Source organism: Pseudomonas fluorescens (assembly GCF_900636825.1).
GTDB lineage: Bacteria > Pseudomonadota > Gammaproteobacteria > Pseudomonadales > Pseudomonadaceae > Aquipseudomonas > Aquipseudomonas fluorescens_BG.
The window spans coordinates 4,627,405-4,644,842 of the sequence record NZ_LR134318.1; the positions used below are offsets into that span (position 1 = coordinate 4,627,405).

The 17,438-nt window shown below is 60.7% G+C and carries 14 protein-coding genes; 8 read left to right on the top strand and 6 right to left on the bottom strand.

Annotated features, from left to right (window positions below; genetic code table 11):
- The first annotated feature begins 86 nt into the window (after positions 1-86).
- From EL257_RS21030 to EL257_RS21040, 3 genes are read left to right on the top strand one after another with little or no spacing between them, the layout of a single operon-like run.
- Positions 87-1,004 carry a putative 2-dehydropantoate 2-reductase gene (locus EL257_RS21030; protein ID WP_126365850.1) on the top strand — a complete coding sequence of 306 codons (918 nt, stop codon included), beginning with the start codon at positions 87-89 and terminating at the stop codon, positions 1,002-1,004.
- Between the two features lie 45 nt (positions 1,005-1,049).
- Positions 1,050-3,086, top strand: coding sequence for a sensor histidine kinase (locus tag EL257_RS21035; protein ID WP_126365852.1), 2,037 nt, complete (start codon positions 1,050-1,052; stop codon positions 3,084-3,086).
- Between the two features lie 3 nt (positions 3,087-3,089).
- On the top strand, positions 3,090-3,674 hold the full coding sequence (locus EL257_RS21040; protein ID WP_126365854.1) for a cob(I)yrinic acid a,c-diamide adenosyltransferase: 585 nt from the start codon (positions 3,090-3,092) through the stop codon (positions 3,672-3,674).
- A gap of 190 nt (positions 3,675-3,864) precedes the next feature.
- Here the strand turns inward: EL257_RS21040 and EL257_RS21045 are convergent, their stop codons facing one another.
- The 4 genes from EL257_RS21045 to secA all read right to left on the bottom strand — a co-directional run bounded on the left by EL257_RS21045 (position 3,865) and on the right by secA (position 9,694).
- Positions 3,865-4,812: a Nudix family hydrolase gene (locus tag EL257_RS21045; RefSeq protein ID WP_126365856.1), complete on the bottom strand. Its 948-nt coding sequence runs from the start codon at positions 4,810-4,812 to the stop codon at positions 3,865-3,867.
- Positions 4,809-5,441, bottom strand: coding sequence for a glutathione S-transferase family protein (locus tag EL257_RS21050; RefSeq protein WP_126365858.1), 633 nt, complete (start codon positions 5,439-5,441; stop codon positions 4,809-4,811). Before EL257_RS21050 ends, EL257_RS21045 begins: the two co-directional genes overlap by 4 nt.
- A 179-nt stretch (positions 5,442-5,620) precedes the next feature.
- On the bottom strand, positions 5,621-6,838 hold the full coding sequence (argJ, locus tag EL257_RS21055; protein ID WP_126365860.1) for a bifunctional glutamate N-acetyltransferase/amino-acid acetyltransferase ArgJ: 1,218 nt from the start codon (positions 6,836-6,838) through the stop codon (positions 5,621-5,623).
- 120 nt (positions 6,839-6,958) lie between these two features.
- Positions 6,959-9,694: a preprotein translocase subunit SecA gene (secA, locus tag EL257_RS21060; protein ID WP_126365862.1), complete on the bottom strand. Its 2,736-nt coding sequence runs from the start codon at positions 9,692-9,694 to the stop codon at positions 6,959-6,961.
- A 307-nt stretch (positions 9,695-10,001) separates the two neighbouring features.
- Here secA and EL257_RS21070 point away from each other — a divergent pair, with 307 nt between their 5' ends.
- A complete protein-coding gene (locus EL257_RS21070; protein ID WP_126365866.1) occupies positions 10,002-10,457 on the top strand; it encodes a DUF721 domain-containing protein in 456 nt (151 codons plus the stop codon).
- An 89-nt stretch (positions 10,458-10,546) separates the two neighbouring features.
- Here the strand turns inward: EL257_RS21070 and EL257_RS21075 are convergent, their stop codons facing one another.
- A complete protein-coding gene (locus EL257_RS21075) occupies positions 10,547-12,034 on the bottom strand; it encodes a helicase HerA-like domain-containing protein (protein WP_126365868.1) in 1,488 nt (495 codons plus the stop codon).
- 186 nt (positions 12,035-12,220) lie between these two features.
- Here EL257_RS21075 and EL257_RS21080 point away from each other — a divergent pair, with 186 nt between their 5' ends.
- From EL257_RS21080 to EL257_RS21095, 4 genes are all read left to right on the top strand, one after another.
- On the top strand, positions 12,221-14,110 hold the full coding sequence (locus tag EL257_RS21080) for a methyl-accepting chemotaxis protein (RefSeq protein ID WP_126365870.1): 1,890 nt from the start codon (positions 12,221-12,223) through the stop codon (positions 14,108-14,110).
- Between the two features lie 292 nt (positions 14,111-14,402).
- Positions 14,403-15,494, top strand: a complete 1,092-nt coding sequence (locus EL257_RS21085; RefSeq protein WP_172604570.1) for a glycosyltransferase family 4 protein — start codon at positions 14,403-14,405, stop codon at positions 15,492-15,494.
- Entirely contained in the window at positions 15,487-16,257 is a 771-nt protein-coding gene (locus tag EL257_RS21090; RefSeq protein ID WP_126365874.1) for a DUF2334 domain-containing protein, read from the top strand. Before EL257_RS21085 ends, EL257_RS21090 begins: the two co-directional genes overlap by 8 nt.
- Positions 16,254-17,249 (top strand): lysylphosphatidylglycerol synthase transmembrane domain-containing protein, encoded by a 996-nt coding sequence (locus EL257_RS21095; protein ID WP_126365876.1) that lies wholly within the window; start codon positions 16,254-16,256, stop codon positions 17,247-17,249. Before EL257_RS21090 ends, EL257_RS21095 begins: the two co-directional genes overlap by 4 nt.
- Here the strand turns inward: EL257_RS21095 and EL257_RS21100 are convergent.
- Positions 17,240-17,425, bottom strand: coding sequence for a hypothetical protein (locus EL257_RS21100; RefSeq protein WP_126365878.1), 186 nt, complete (start codon positions 17,423-17,425; stop codon positions 17,240-17,242). The two genes, EL257_RS21095 and EL257_RS21100, sit on opposite strands and share 10 nt — an antisense overlap.
- Between the last annotated feature and the right edge of the window lie 13 nt (positions 17,426-17,438).

Here is a 17,438-nt window from a genome sequence, read left to right on the forward strand (position 1 = left end):
CGGTTAAAATCGGGCTCATTATAACGGGTCTTTTCCTACCGATACGGCGAGCCGCACATGCCTGTACGCAATAGAGTCAAAAACTGATGGCCACGACATGGCACATTCTCGGCGCCGGCAGCCTCGGCACACTCTGGGCCACCCGGCTGGCCCGAGCCGGAGTACCGGTGCGCCTGATCCTGCGCGACACCTCGCGATTGCGCAGCTATGCGGCGGCAGGTGGATTAACCCTGGTAGAAAACGGACAAGCTCACACCTATGCAGTTCCCGGCGAAACGCCGGACAACCCAGAACCGATTCGTCGTCTGCTGGTCGCGTGCAAGGCTTACGACGCCGAAACCGCTGTCGCCCGCCTCGCCTCCCGACTTGCGCCTGATGCAGAACTGATCCTTTTGCAAAACGGTCTCGGCAGCCAGGACGCCGTCGCTGCACGCGTACCGCAAGCTCGTTGTATCAGCGCTTCCAGCACCGAGGGCGCATTCCGCGACGGCGATTGGCGCGTCGTGTTTGCCGGCCATGGTTTCAACTGGCTGGGCGATGCGGCGAATCCGCTGGCGCCGATCTGGCTTGAGGATCTGCAAGCGGCAAAAATCCCCCATGAATGGACCACCGACATCCTCACGCGGCTGTGGCGCAAACTGGCACTCAATTGCGCGATCAATCCGCTGACCGTGCTTCACGATTGCCGCAATGGCGGACTCCAGGAACATCACTGCGAAGTCGCCACCCTGTGCAGCGAACTTGCTGAATTGTTGCAGCGTTGCGGGCAGCCCGCCGCCGCCGACAATCTGCAACAGGAAGTCGAACGGGTGATCCAGGCCACCGCTGCCAATTATTCATCGATGCATCAGGACGTCGCCAACCAGCGCCGCAGCGAGATTAGCTATCTATTGGGCTACGCCTGCAAAGTTGCTGCGCGCCATCAACTGAACCTGCCGCACCTCAAGCAATTGCAGCAACGGCTCGTCGCACATCTGCACAGCCGCGGATTGCCCAGCGACTGAGCAGCGGCTACGCTGGCGACTTGTTCCTCTGCTGCGATAAACCCGATGCCATTGCGCCAGCGCCTTGAAAACCTGCCGGTCGGCCAGAAACTGCTGGCCGCCCTGTTGGTGCTGTTGACCACGGTTTTGCTGGTCGCCAACCTGACCTTCATCAGCGCCGCCTACTACATTTCCCAGGAAAGCATGGCCCCACAGGCGTTGCAGACCATTGGCCGGTTGATCGCCAATCCGAGCCTGGTCAGCGATGCGCTAAGTTCGCCGCAAAGCGCCGAGCGCCTGCTCAAGGAACTCGACAGCTACTCGCCGCTACGAGCCGCTGCGCTCTACGACGGCAAAGGTGAGCGTCTGGCGCAAGTGCAGCGGGGCGACAAGCTCAAATTGCCGGAACGCTATAGACACATCGAGGCTTGGCAGCTCACCGAATTTCGCAGCAACCAATTGATCACCCTGCCCCGCCCCGGCACCGCGCCCGGCCACTTATTGCTGGTGGCCAGCAGTGAGCTGCCGATGGCGTTCTACACCGGCACCCTGACCGCGAGCCTCGGCATTCTGATCTTCAGCGTCCTGTTGTGGCTGGTGATCGCCCGGCAGATCAAACGCCTGATCACCCGGCCGATCCATGAGCTGGAAGAACTCTCGCGTCAGGTCACCCGAGAAGAGAATTACGCCCTGCGCGCTTCACGCGGCAATCATGACGAAATCGGCAGCCTCGCCGAGGCGTTCAACACCATGCTTTCGCGCATCGAGGCCCGCGAGCAGCAGCTCAAACGCGCCCGCGACGACTCGCAGGCCGCCTATGATCAGGCCCAAGGACTGGCTGAGGAAACCCGCCATACCAACCGCAAGCTCGAACTCGAAGTTCAAGTGCGAAGCAAGATCGAGAAGAAACTCACCGGTTTCCAGAATTACCTCAACAGCATCATCGACTCGATGCCCTCGGCGCTGATCGCCCTCGATGAGCAGCTCTACGTTACCCAGTGGAACCAAGAAGCCAGCGCACTTTCCGGCACACGTCTGGACGAAGCACTGAACCAGCCGATCTTCCTCGCTTTCGAACCGCTCAAACCGTTTCTGCCGCAGCTCAAGCAGACTGTCGAGCAACACACGGTGACGAAAGTCGAGCGCGTGACGTGGTTCAAGGATGAGGAGCCGAAACACTATGCGCTGACGTTTTATCCGCTGATGGGCGGCGCCGGGCGCGGTGTGGTGATCCGCATCGACGACATCACCCAGCGCTTGTCGCTGGAAGAAATGATGGTGCAATCGGAAAAAATGCTTTCGGTCGGCGGCCTCGCTGCCGGCATGGCGCACGAGATCAATAATCCGCTGGGCGCGATCCTGCACAACGTGCAGAACATTCGGCGCAGGCTGTCGGCGGATCTGCCGAAGAACCTCGAAACCGCCGAGCAACTGGGCATCGAACTGGAAACGGTGAATCGCTACCTGCATGGTCGCGAAGTCCCGCAACTGCTCGACGGCATTCAGCAGGCCGGCGCCCGGGCAGCAAAGATCGTCACTCACATGCTCAGCTTCAGCCGCCGCAGTACCCGGCAAATGGCGCCGTGCGACTTGCCAGCGCTGATCGACCAAGCCGTGGAAATCGCCGGCAACGATTTCGATCTGGCGATCGGCTTCGACTTCAAAGGACAGGCGATCATCCGCCAGTTCGATCCGGCCCTCGGCCCGGTGCCGGGCACCGCCAACGAACTGGAACAAGTGCTGCTCAATCTGCTGAAAAACGCTGCACAGGCGATTCACCAGCGCGAAGACGACAGCGAGCCGGGGCGGATCATCCTGCGCACCCGGCTGAATCCGCCGTGGGCGGAGATCCAGGTCGAAGACAACGGCATCGGCATGAGCGAGAACGTGCGCAAACGCACGTTCGAGCCGTTCTTCACCACCAAGGAAATCGGCCAGGGCACCGGGCTCGGTTTGTCGGTATCGTATTTCATCATTACCAACAACCACAAAGGCCAGATGGAAGTGCAATCGGCGCCCGGTCAGGGCACCTGCTTCACTCTGCGCCTGCCGCTGGTGGCACCGACGACCATTGCGGCTGAAACCAGTCAACTACCGAGGTAACCCATGGGCTTTCGCTTGTCGAAAATCTACACCCGCACCGGCGACAAAGGCGAAACCGGCCTCGGCGACGGTCGCCGCGTGCCGAAGGATCATCCGCGCATCGAGGCGATCGGCGAAGTCGACACGCTGAACAGCCAGGTCGGCGTGCTGCTCGCCGGGCTGCTGGCCGAGCGCGACAAGTATCCGGGACTGAATGAACTGATCGACGTCCTGGCGCCCTGTCAGCATCGTTTGTTTGATTTGGGCGGCGAGTTGGCCATGCCCGAATATCAGGCGTTGAACACGGCGGAGATCGAACGGCTGGAAGCGGCCATCGATGTGTGGAATGAAGAGCTCGGACCGCTGGAGAATTTCATTCTGCCCGGCGGTTCGATGCTGATCGCTCAGGCACACGTATGTCGCAGTCTGGCGAGAAGCGCCGAGCGGCGTTGTCAGCATTTGAACGCCGTGGAACCGTTGGCCGGGGTTGGCCTGGCGTATATCAATCGGTTGTCGGATCTGTTGTTCGTGGCGGCGCGGTTGATTGCGCGGCGGCAGGGGGTTGCGGAGATTCTTTGGCAGCCAGCCCGAAGACCCACAGAGATGTAGCGCCTGATCGGCCGCCATCGCTGGCAAACCAGCTCCCACAGGTTTCGAGTTGTGCACAACATTTGTGAACGACACAAAGCCTTGTGGGAGCTGGCTTGCCAGCTCCCACAGGTTTCGAGTAGTACATAACATTTGTGGACGACACAAAGCCTTGTGGGAGCTGGCTTGCCAGCGAAGAGGCCTGCAGCCTTTACAGAGATTCAGGCCAGAACGCGCGAATCCCCGCCACGCCTTGTGCACCAACGCCCCAGGCTTTATCCCGCTCCGCAGGCCCGACCCCACCCAACAAAAACACCGGCTTACTGAATCCCTCGATCAACGCCTGAGCCTGTTCCCAGCCCAACGGCTGCGCATCCGGGTGAGTCTGCGTCGGCTGAACCGGCGACAGCGTGACGAAATCCACGCCCATCTGCTCGGCCAACGCCAGCTCTTCGGCGTTGTGGCACGACGCCGCGAGCCAGCGCTCGGCCGGCAGTGGACGCCCCGCCGCCGCGTATTTGCGCAGTTGTGCCGAAGTGATGTGCCAACCGGCCGAAGGGAAATCGCCGAGCCATTCAAACGGCCCCTTGATCATCAATTGCGCCTTGCCGGCGCAAAGACCGGCGGCGTCCACCGCCAGGTCGCGGTATTTGGGGTCGTAACCATTCGGTGCGCGCAGCTGGATCAATTTGATCCCGCCGGCAATCGCTTTCTGAATACCGCGGAGCAGGGCCGGGGTTTCCAGATCTTCCGGGGTAATCAGGTATTGCGCAGGTAACCGCGCTGCCGCGACGATCGGCTGATTGGCGGCAGGGAACTCGTAGTCGATCAGCTCTTTGCCGGTGACCCAGGCAAGCGGCTGACCTTCAGCGCCATGGGGTTCGCCGCTGAATGCCGAGACTTCCCAGACATCCAGCAGAACCTGTTTGTCCGGGTAATCGTGGCGAACCTTGATCAGCGGACGGGCAGCGTCGACGACGATGCCCAGCTCTTCGTGCAGCTCGCGGGCCAGCGCCGATTCAACCGATTCGTCCGCCTCGACCTTGCCACCGGGGAATTCCCACAAGCCGCCCTGATGCTGGGTATCGGCGCGGCGGGCGATGAGGATTTTGCCACTGTCGTCACGGATGACGGCAGCAGCGACGTGTACGCGTTTCACGGATTCAACTCCTCCAGTCCAGCCTTTTGCCAGGCCTTGAAGGCTGGCCATTGGTAGACGGTTTCAACATAGGCTTCGTCGACTGCTGGCAGCTTCACCTGATAAGTGCGCAGGCGCACGGCGATTGGCGCAAAAAAGGCATCGGCGAGACTGACGCGACCGAACAGAAACGGCCCCTCTTCCGTCGCCGCCGCGCGGCATTCAGCCCAGAGCGCGAGCATACGTTCGATATCAGTTTTCACTTCTGGCGGCACCGGGTTCAGCGGCGCGTCATGGTTGAGGTTGAACGGCATGTGGTTGCGCATGGCGAAGAACCCGCTGTGCATTTGCGCGCAGGCGGATCGGGCCTGGGCCCGAGCGAAGATATCGCTTGGCCAGAGCTGTTCGGAGGGAAACTGTTCGGCAAGGTATTCGGCGATCGCCAGCGAATCGGCGATGGTCCCGCGGGCGGTTTTCAGCAACGGCACCTTGGCGGTTGGCGAGTGCTTGAGCAGTTGCTCGCGGGTGTCGGGCTTCCCGAGTTTGATCAGCTCTTCACTGTAGGGAGCACCGGTCAACTCCAGTGCCAGAGCGGCGCGCAGGGACCAGGAGGAAAGCAGTTTGTCGCCGATGATCAGGTGCGGGGACATGGGTGAATACCTTCTTGTCAGGGAAACAATCCAGAATGTCTGGCGTCTGTTCGTCCGCCATCGCGGGCAAGCCCGCTCCCACAGTGATTGAGGTCGCTCACAAATTTTGTGTACACCCACAGAACCCTGTGGGAGCGGGCTTGCCCGCGATGGGGCCGGCAGCCGCTCCACCTTTTAGATCAGGTGCGGTACTCAGCGTTGATCTTTACGTATTCATGCGACAGGTCGGTGGTCCAGATGGTTTCGCTGCAATCGCCGCGACCCAGTTCGATGCGAATAGTGATTTCTTCCTGCTGCATCACTGCCGAGCCCTGGGCTTCAGTGTAGGTCGCCGCACGCGCGCCACGGCTGGCGATGCATACGTCGCCGAGGAATACGTCGATCTTGCTCACGTCCAGATCAGGCACACCGGCACGGCCGACGGCGGCCAGAATACGACCCCAGTTCGGGTCGGAAGCAAACAACGCAGTCTTGATCAGCGGCGAGTGCGCCACAGTGTAGCCAACGTCCAGGCATTCCTGGTGATTGCCGCCGCCATTCACCTCAACGGTGACAAATTTGGTCGCGCCTTCGCCGTCACGCACGATGGCCTGGGCCACGTCCATACACACTTCGAACACCGCTTGTTTCAGCTTGGCGAACAGTTCGCCTTCAGCACGGGTGATCTCCGGCAGCGCAGCCTTGCCGGTAGCAATCAGCATGCAGCAGTCGTTGGTCGAGGTGTCGCCATCGATGGTGATGCGATTGAACGACTTGTTCGCACCGTCGAGCATCAGATTGTGCAGCACTTCGCGGGAGACTTTGGCATCGGTGGCGATGTAACCGAGCATGGTCGCCATGTTCGGGCGGATCATGCCGGCGCCTTTGCTGATACCGGTTACGGTGATGGTCACGCCGTCGTGCTCGAACTGGCGGCTGGCGCCCTTCGGCAGGGTGTCGGTGGTCATGATGCCGGTGGCGGCCGCTTCCCAGTTGTTTTCCGACAGATCGTCCAGCGCCGCTTGCAACGCGCTTTCGATCTTCTCGACCGGCAATGGCTCGCCGATCACGCCGGTGGAATACGGCAGAATCTGGCTGGCATCGACGCCGGTCAGTTCGGCCAGTTTTGCAGTGGTGCGCTCGGCAGCAGCCAGGCCCGGTTCACCGGTACCCGCGTTGGCGTTGCCGGTGTTGGTCAGCAGGTAACGCACCGGGTTTTGCACGCGTTTCTTTGCCAGGATCACCGGCGCGGCGCAAAAGGCGTTCAACGTGAACACGCCCGCCACGGTCGAACCTTCGGCGCAGCGCATCACAACGACATCCTTGCGCCCAGGGCGCTTGATGCCGGCTGAGGCGATACCGAGTTCAAAACCGGCAACCGGGTGCAACGTTGGCAAAGGACCAAGACCAACAGCCATGAATGCGCTCCTTACTCAATGATGTCAGCACCGCCACTCGCAGCGACGGTGTCAAATGGCAAAACGCCGCGACGGCAGAAGCCGGTCGCGGCGCGGGTATTTCAGCAATTGAAGCGGGTTTTACTGGATCTGCCCGTGGCAATGCTTGTATTTCTTGCCCGAACCGCAGAAGCACAGTTCGTTGCGGCCCAGCTTCTGCTCGTTGCGTACCGGGGCGGTGGCAAGGGCGACATCGACCTCTTCGCCCAATACTTCCGGCTGATCGAGGCCCGGCGCTTCAGCGTGTTCGAACTGCATGCGCGCGGCCAGTGCTTCGGCTTCCTGACGCAGGCGCTGCTCTTCGGCTTCCGGATCTTCGCGGCGCACTTGAACGTGGGACAGCACACGGATCGAGTCGCGCTTGATCGAATCGAGCAGCTCGGAGAACAGCGTGAACGACTCGCGCTTGTATTCCTGCTTCGGGTTCTTCTGTGCGTAACCGCGCAGATGAATGCCGTGACGCAGGTGGTCCATGGTCGACAGGTGGTCTTTCCACAGATCGTCCAGCACGCGCAGCACGATTTGCTTCTCGAAGGAGCGCAGTGCCTCGGCACCTGCCTGATCTTCTTTCTCGTTGTACGCGGCGATCAGCTCGGCCATCAGCTTCTCGCGCAGGGTTTCTTCGTACAGATGATCGTCTTCGTCAAGCCACTGCTGGATCGGCAGATTCACACCGAAGTCGCTGGCAATCGTCGCTTCCAGACCGGCCACGTCCCACTGTTCTGGCAGCGATTGCGGTGGAATGTGGGCGCTGACGGTAGCGTTGAGCACGTCCTGACGGAAATCGGCGATGGTTTCACCGATGTTGTCAGCGGCCAACAACGTGTTACGCATGTGATAAATCACTTTACGCTGTTCGTTGTTGACGTCGTCGAACTCGAGCAGTTGCTTGCGGATGTCGAAGTTGCGGCCCTCAACCTTGCGCTGCGCCTTCTCGATCGCGTTGGTCACCATGCGGTGCTCGATCGCTTCGCCCGGCTGCATGCCCAGGGCTTTCATGAAGTTCTTCACCCGGTCAGAGGCGAAGATGCGCATCAGGCTGTCTTCCAGCGACAGGTAGAAGCGGCTCGAACCGGCATCGCCCTGACGGCCGGCACGGCCACGCAACTGGTTGTCGATACGACGCGATTCGTGACGCTCGGACGCAATCACCTGCAAGCCGCCCGATTCGAGCACTTGCTGGTGACGCTTCTGCCAGTCGGCCTTGATCTGGGCAATCTGCTCAGGGGTCGGGTTTTCCAGCGAAGCGACTTCCACTTCCCAGTTGCCGCCCAACAGGATGTCGGTACCACGACCGGCCATGTTGGTGGCGATGGTCAGTGCGCCCGGACGACCGGCCTGCGCAATGATTTCAGCTTCTTTTTCGTGGAACTTGGCGTTCAGAACCTTGTGTTCGATGCCTTCCTTCACGAGCAACGCGGACATGTGCTCGGACGTCTCGATGGTGGCCGTACCGACCAGCACCGGGCGACCGGCCGCCATGCTTTCCTTGATGTCTGCCACGATCGCCGCGTATTTCTCTTCGGCGGTGAGGAACACCAGGTCGTTGTAGTCTTTACGCGCCAACGGCTTGTTCGGCGGAATGACCATGACTTCCAGACCGTAGATCTGGTGGAATTCGAACGCTTCGGTGTCGGCGGTGCCGGTCATGCCGGACAGCTTGGTGTACAGACGGAAATAGTTCTGGAAGGTGGTAGAAGCCAGGGTCTGGCTCTCGGCCTGAATATTCAGGCCTTCCTTGGCTTCGATGGCCTGGTGCAGGCCTTCGGACAGACGACGGCCCGGCATGGTGCGGCCGGTGTGTTCGTCGACCAGTACGACCTGACCGTCCTGCACGATGTATTCGATGTTGCGGTTGAACAGTTTATGCGCGCGCAGACCGGCATAGACATGAGTCAGCAGGCCAAGGTTATGCGCCGAGTACAGGCTCTCGCCTTCGGCCAGCAGGCCAACGCGGGTGAGCATGTCTTCGATGAACTGGTGACCGGCTTCGTTGAGTTCGACCTGACGGGTCTTCTCGTCAACGGTGTAGTGGCCAGCCTTGGTGACCTCGCCTTCGACTTCTTCAACGTGCAGTTCCAGCTGCGGGATCAGTTTGTTGATCTCCGTGTACAGCTTGGAGCTGTCCTCGGCCTGACCGGAAATGATCAGCGGGGTACGCGCTTCGTCGATGAGGATGGAGTCGACTTCGTCGATCACGGCAAAATTGAGTTCGCGCTGGAATTTTTCTTCCATGCTGAACGCCATGTTGTCGCGCAGGTAGTCGAAACCGAATTCGTTGTTGGTGCCGTAAGTGATGTCGGCGGCGTAGGCGGCGCGCTTTTCTTCCGGCGGCTGGAACGGCGTCACGACGCCGACGGTCAGGCCGAGGAATTCATACAGCGGGCGCATCCAGTTGGCGTCACGACGCGCCAGGTAATCGTTCACCGTCACAACGTGCACGCCCTTGCCGGACAGTGCGTTGAGGTAAACGCCCAGGGTCGCCACGAGGGTCTTGCCCTCACCGGTGCGCATTTCGGCGATTTTGCCTTCGTGCAGGGTCATGCCGCCGACGAGCTGTACGTCGAAGTGGCGCATGCCCATGACACGCTTGCCAGCTTCGCGGGCGACCGCGAAGGCTTCCGGCAACAGCTTGTCGAGGGTTTCCCCTTTGGCGATACGGGCCTTGAACTCAGCGGTCTTGGCACGCAATTGATCGTCCGAAAGGGCCACCATTTGCTCTTCGAAGGCATTGACGAGCTGCACCGTCTTGAGCATGCGTTTGACTTCACGCTCGTTCTTGCTTCCAAAAAGTTTCTTTAACAAAGGCGCAAACATATCGGCAGGATCTTCCACACTAAAGGGATGGAGGGCGGCCCCGTGAGCGTCGCCCGTGCAGCCCTCATGGCCGCATGCGAACGAGCATTCTACCCGGAAACGAAAGTGAGGAAAGTGGCGATGTTCCACGATGCTGGCACTGCGCTTTGTCGGGGCTCACTTAAAATAGGGGCGTTTTGCTCAACTTCAAGTCATACAAGGAAGAAGTTAGTCGTTGATTTAATGGGTAAAGCGGGGACAAAAGCAATGGGCGAGTGAATTCGCCTATCTGCTACCATGGCATTTCAGTTACTTCAGGTGTTTGATCATGGCATTCCGCCCTCTTACGGCCAAAGCACCCGCCGTTCTTTTGCGCGAAGCCAAGCCGCTCAAAGCCATCCTCGGCCACGCCCAGCGCCTGGAGCATTTGCAGCGGCTGCTCGAGAGCCAGTTGCAACCGGCCGCCCGCGAACATTGCCGAGTGGCCAAGTGGCGCGAAGGCGAGTTGTCGCTGGTGGTCACTGACGGGCACTGGGCCACACGTTTGCGCTATCAGCAAAAACGTCTGCAACGTCAGCTGCAGTTGTTCGACGAGTTCGCCAATATCACACGAATCAAATTCAGCGTACGCCCGCCCATCGTCCAGCATCGCGCTGTCGGGCACACGATGGATTTGTCGAGCGATGCGGCGCAGACCATTCAGTCCACGGCCGACGGGATAACTGATCCGGGGCTGCGTGCGGCGCTGGAGCGGTTGGCGGCGCATGCCAAGGGCAAGACCTGAGGCAAGATCAAAAGATCGCAGCCTGCGGCAGCTCCTGCAGTTGGAATGTGATCCTTTGCAGGAGCTGTCGCAGGCTGCGATCTTTACTGTCAGCGGCGTTTGCTGCCACCTAATAAAGAGCCCATCAAGCCGCGCACCAGTTGTTTGCCAAGGTTATTCGCCGCTTGGCGCATCGCCGATTTCAACGCCTGCCCGGCTGCCGTTCCCAAAAACTCCCCTGCCCTGTCGGCCAGGCTCGGCTCTTCAGGCGCAGGTTTCCCGGCGGGAACGTCAGCTTCTGGCGCCAGGCCTTTGCGGCCCATGAGAATCTCGTACGCCGATTCCCGGTCGATCGGTTTGTCATAACGGCCCTTGAACGGCGACCCGGCAATCAGCACCGTGCGCTCGGTTGCGCTGAGCGGGCCGATCCGCGATTGCGGCGGTGCCACCAGCACGCGCTGGACCATTTCCGGCGTGCCCTTCTCGGTCAACGTACCGACCAGCGCTTCGCCAATCCCCAGCTCGGTCAGCACCGACAGGCTGTCGAACGCCGGATTCGGGCGAAAACCCTCCGCCACCGCGCGCAGGGATTTCTGTTCTTTGGCGGTGAACGCACGCAAGCCGTGCTGGATGCGCAAACCCAGTTGCGCCAGCACGTCATCCGGCAGGTCCGCCGGGGACTGGGTGACGAAATACACGCCGACACCTTTGGAGCGAATCAGCCGCACCACCTGCTCCAGGCGCTCCTGCAAGGCCTTGGGCGTATCGCCAAAGAGCAAATGCGCCTCGTCAAAAAACAGTGCGAGGAGCGGTTTGTCGGCATCGCCGCGCTCCGGCAGTTGCTCGAACAATTCCGCCAGCAGCCACAGCAGGAACGTCGCGTAGACCTTCGGCGCTTCATGAACCAGACGGCTGGCGTCCAGCAGATGGATGCGCCCTCGCCCGTCGGCGGTCGGTTGCAGAATGTCTTCGAGTTGCAGCGCCGGTTCGCCGAACAAGGCTTCGGCGCCCTGCTGTTCCAGAGTGGCCAGACGCCGCAACAGCGCCTGGCTGGAACCGGTAGTCATCAGCGCGGCGTCTTCGCCCAACAACTGAGGATTGTCTTTGAGGTGATTGAGCAGCGCTTTCAGATCCTTGAGATCGAGCAGCAACAACCCTTCGCGATCCGCCACTTTGAACGCCGCATACAGTGCCGACTGCTGACTGTCGGTCAACTCAAGCAGGCTGCCGATCAGCAACGGGCCCATTTCGCTCAACGTCGTGCGCAGCGGATGGCCGGATTCGCCGTGGATGTCCCACAGCGTCACCGGATAAGCCTGAGGCGTGTGCTCGAGCCAGGGCATGCCGGCGATGCGCTCGGCCACTTTGCCTTGCGGGTTGCCAGCGGCACCCAGGCCGCACAGGTCGCCCTTGATATCGGCGGCGAACACCGCCACACCCGCGTCGCTGAAGGCCTCGGCCAGACGCTGCAACGTGACGGTCTTGCCGGTGCCGGTCGCGCCGGCGATCAGTCCGTGCCGGTTGGCCAGGCGCATGGCCTGAGCGATCGGTTGCGCGGCCGGATCAGCGCCGATGACGAGGTGCAAGGAGTCAGGCATTTTCTCACCCAATGGTTAATCTTTGATGACACATGGCCGATACATAAATTGGACAGACCCTTCTGAGAATCGGGTCGGACATTTCCCTAAGGAGAGCCGGAAATATCAGTTTTTCAACCTTGCCCATAGTGCGCGTCTTCATCTAAGCACGCCCAGGACATTAAGACCTTAGCGGAACCCCAAGCCATGAACAAAAACCTGCGCTTCAGCCACAAGATTTTGCTTGCCGCCGCTCTCATCGTCATTGCCGCTTTTGCCTCCTTCACGTTGTATAACGACTGGCTGCAACGCAATGCGATCCGCGATGACCTGAACAACTACCTCAACGAAATGGGCGAGGTCACCGCCGGCAATATCCAGACCTGGCTCAGCGGGCGCATCTTGCTCATCGAGAACGCCGCGCAGAACATCGCCATCAACCCGGAACCTGCCACGGTCGCCAGCCTGCTGGAACAGAAGAGCCTGACCTCGACATTCATGGCCACCTATCTGGGCGATGCCACCGGGCACTTCACCATCCGCCCGGACGTGAAAATGCCGGACGGTTTCGATCCGCGCGTGCGCCCTTGGTATAAAGGTGCCGAAAGCAGCAGCACGTCGACCTTGACCGAACCGTACATCGACGCGGCCACCGGCCAGTTGATCATTTCGATTGCCACTGCCTCGAAAAAGGCTGGGCAGAACGTCGGCGTGGTCGGTGGCGACCTGAGCCTGCAATCACTGGTCGACACCCTTGCCGCGCGGAATTTCGATGGCATGGGCTATGTGTTCCTGGTCAGCGCCGACGGCAAGATTCTCGTCCACCCGGACAAGGCCCTGGTGATGAAATCACTCAAGGAAGCCTATCCACAAGACACCCCGCGCATCAGCAGCGACTTCAGTGAAGTGACCGTCGATGGCAAAACCCGCATCGTCACCTTCGCGCCGATCAAGGGTCTGCCGTCGGTGAACTGGTACATCGGTCTGTCGATCGATAAAGACCAGGCCTACTCGATGCTCAGCGAATTCCGTACCTCAGCGGTGATCGCGACTGTCATTGCGGTGGCGATCATCATCGCGCTGCTTGGCATGCTCATCCGCATTCTGATCCAGCCACTGCATGTCATGACCCGCGCCATGGAAGACATCGCCGACGGTGAAGGTGACCTGACCAAACGCCTGACCATCGTCAACAACGATGAATTCGGCATTCTCGGCACCGCGTTCAACCGCTTTGTCGAGCGCATTCACGGTTCGATCCGCGAAGTCTCGTCGGCGACCGGGCAGGTCAACGAAGTCGCCCTGCGCGTGGTCGCAGCATCGAACTCGTCGATGTTCAACTCCGACCAGCAAGCCTCGCGCACCAGCAGTGTCGCCGCCGCCATCAACCAGCTCGGCGCCGCTGCCCAGGAAATCGCCCGCAATGCCGCGCAGGCGTCGAATCAGGCCAGCGACGCCCGAGGTCTGGCCGAAGACGGTCAGCAAGTGGTGGAGCGCAGCATCAAGGCGATGAATCAGTTGTCGAGCATGCTCAGCGCGTCGAGCACCAATATCGAATCACTGAACAGCAAAACCGTGAACATTGGCCAGATCCTCGAAGTGATCACCAGCATTTCCCAGCAAACCAACCTGCTGGCGCTCAATGCGGCGATCGAAGCGGCACGCGCCGGTGAGGCCGGACGCGGGTTTGCGGTGGTGGCGGATGAAGTGCGCAATCTGGCGCACCGCACTCAGGAATCGGCGCAACAGGTGCAGACGATGATCGAAGAGCTGCAGGTCGGCGCGCGTGAATCGGTAAGTACCATGAGCGACAGCCAGCGCCACAGTCAGGACAGCGTGGAGATTGCCAATCTGGCCGGTGAACGCCTCAACAGCGTGACTCTGCGGATTGGTGAAATCGACGGGATGAACCAGTCGGTGGCGACCGCGACTGAAGAGCAGACAGCGGTGGTTGAGTCGATCAACGTCGATATTACCGAGATCAATACGCTGAACCAGGAAGGCGTGGAAAACCTGCAGGCGACGTTGCGCGCGTGCTCGGATCTGGAACAGCAGGCTTCCCGTCTCAAGCAACTGGTGGGCAGCTTCAGGATTTAAGAAAAAGCCTACCCCCTCACCCCAGCCCTCTCCCCCACGGGGAGCGAGGGGGAAAGGGAGCCGATCTTCAAGCTTTTCAATGCTGCGTTCGACTCGTTATCGCAGGACATCGCAACAAGTCCAATCACCTCGCTCAGTCCCCTCTCCCTCCGGGAGAGGGCTAGGGTGAGGGGCTTCTCAGCTCTTCAGCTCACCGCGCAATCCCGACCGAACATCCATTTTGGATAACGGTCAACCAAAGGGAGAACGACACAGCGGAGGGTTGCTCACCGTGCACATCGCCGACATCACCATGTTCTACGCCCCGGCCAGCGGAGGCGTGCGCACTTATCTGGACGCCAAACACCGTCGCCTCGGCGACCGCAACGCCATTCGCCACAGCCTGCTGATCCCCGGCGCGCGTCTGGGTGAACATGACGGCATTTACACAGTACCAGCGCCGGCCCTGCCGTTTGGCAAAGGCTATCGGTTCCCGCTGCGACTGGCGCCCTGGCGAAACGTGCTGCAGGATCTGCAGCCAGATCTGATCGAAGTCGGCGATCCCTACCTCACTGCCTGGGCGGCGCTGGATGCCCGGCGACAACTGGATGTGCCGGTGATCGGCTTCTATCACTCCGATCTGCCACTTCTCGTCGGCAACCGTATGGGCCATTGGGTCACGCCGAATATCGAGGCTTACGTCACGCGCCTGTACGGCAACTTCGACCGCGTCCTCGCTCCGAGTCAGGTCATGGCCGACAAGCTCACCGGGCTCGGCGTACGCAATGTTCATGTGCAACCGCTGGGGGTGGATCTGCACACATTTCATCCTGATGCTCGCGATCCTGGCCTGCGTGGCGAACTGGGGATTGCCGACGACACGCGTCTGCTGATTTTCGCCGGGCGCGGTTCCAAGGAAAAGAACCTGCCGGTGCTGCTCAAGTGCATGCAGCGCCTCGGCCCGCGCTATCACTTGCTGCTGGTCGGTTCATCAATGCCGGCCGTGGTGCCGGACAACGTCAGCGTGATCAATGAATTCTGCCCGGCATCGAACGTTGCGCGACTGATGGCCAGCGCCGATGCGCTGCTGCATGCCGGTGATCAGGAAACCTTTGGTCTGGTGATCCTTGAAGCCATGGCCTGCGGCATTCCAGTGGTCGCCGTGGCAGCGGGGGCATTCGAGGAAATCGTCGACGATTCCTGCGGTCTGCTGTGTGCGCCGAACAATCCGCAGGCGATGGCGAATGCGGTGCGTGAACTGTTCAGCCGCGGTTGCGCGCGCCTCGGTCAACAGGCACGCCAGCATGTCGAACGGCATTACGCCTGGGACACTGTGGTCGACAGCCTGCTCGGCCACTACCACGCTGTGCTCGGCCATACCCTGCCGCGGGTGGCCAATGGTTGAGCCTATGAAAACAGTGTGCCTGGTGTTACATGATGTGGCGCCCTCGACCTGGGTGGATTATCAACCTTTCGTCGAGGCCGTCGATGCCTTGGGCAAGGTGCCGATGACGTGGCTGGTAGTCCCGGATTTTCATCGACACGATGCCCTTGAAGCCAACCCGGCGTTTCGGCAATTGCTTGACGCGCGCGTGGGCCGTGGCGATGAACTGGCGCTGCACGGCTATTACCATGACGATTGCGAATCTGCGCCAACGACGCCGCGCGATTGGTTCATGCGCCGCATCTACACGCACGAAGGCGAGTTTTATCGCTTGTCCCGCGACGCCGCCCTCGCCCGCCTGCACGCAGGGCTCGAACTGTTTGAGCGCTACGACTGGCCGGTTCACGGCTTCGTCGCCCCGGCGTGGTTGATGAGCGACGGTACGCGACAGGCGTTGCGCGAGTTGCCGTTGAGCTATACCAGTGACCCGCAGCATCTTTATCGCTTGCCCGATTTCAGCGCCATTGATGCCCCCGGTCTCGTGTGGAGTGCGCGCAGCGCTTGGCGTCGAGGTTTATCGAAAATCGTCAGCGACCAGCGTGAACAGCGCTGGCGCGAGGCGCCGGTGATCCGCCTGGGCCTGCATCCGGTCGATATGCGTCACCGTTTCTCTCGCGATTATTGGCTCGATACCCTTGCGCGCCTGCTGGCGGAAGGACGGACGCCGATGACCAAGATCGACTGGCTCGCCCGACAGCGCGGTCAACTGGAACGCGCAGCATGAAACGCAGCCTGTTGCTGCTGATTGGCCTGCTCGCGGCGGTGCTGATTCCAGTGGTGTTGGGCGGCGGTGAAACCTGGGCGCGGCTACGCGGTTTTCCGTTGAACTGGCTGCTGATCATGTTCGGCATGATCCTGCTCTGCTGGGGCATCAACACCCTGCGCTTGCGCTTGCTGCTGGGCGATCAGCGCGAAAAGGTCCCGCCGCTGAGAAGCCTCGGTGTGGTGATGGCCGCCGAGTTCGCCTATTGCGCCACGCCCGGCGGCAGCGGCGGGCCACTGACCATCATGGCGCTGCTGGCGCGTTGTGGCATACGTCCGGCGCGCGGCAGCGCGGTGTTTGCCATGGATCAGCTGAGCGATTTGCTGTTCTTCCTCTGCGCGCTCAGCGGGATTCTGATTTACGCGCTGTTTCAGCATCTGAGCGATCGCCTCGAGTGGTTGTTGACGGTCAGCGCCGTTTCGCTGTTCGGCGGTTTGATCAGTTGCGTGCTGCTGGCGCGCTATCACCGCGCCTTGATCCGCCTGAGCGGACGACTGTTGGCCGGGATGAACGTCACTGCCAGGACCCGTCGGCGCTGGGCGCGCAAGTTGCTGCATTTTCTCGCGGCGTTTACCGACACATTGAAGTTGCCTTGGCAAACACTGATCAAGGTGTTTGCGTTGACGTGCGTGCACTGGTTGCTGCGTTACAGCGTGCTGTATCTGGCGTTGCGCGGACTCGGCGCGGACTTGCAATGGGCCTGGAGTTTTCTCGTGCAGATGGTTTCGCTCGGCGCCGGGCAATTCAGCTTGCTGCCTGGCGGCGCGGGGGCAGCGGAATTGACTTCGGCTGCGCTGCTCGCGCCGATGGTGGGCAAATCCACGGCCGCGGCGGCGATTCTGATCTGGCGCGTCGTGACTTATTATTTCTATTTGCTGGTCGGTGGGCCGGTGTTTGTATTGATGCTGGGCAAGCCGCTGCTGAAGAAGTTGATGAACGTGCGTCAGGCTTGAAAAACATCACCCGTTTCATCGTCGGACTCTTGTTTCAGCTGTTCCCACAACTCGGCGGCACCAGGGAATTCGGTGCCGTCCTCAGGGCTCAAGTCGTCCGGATCGTAGCGACTCAGGCAACCTTCCCCGAGGGTGGCGGGTGCTTTGGAAGTGGCTTTGTCCAGTGGATCGCTCATGCGCTTTTCCTCA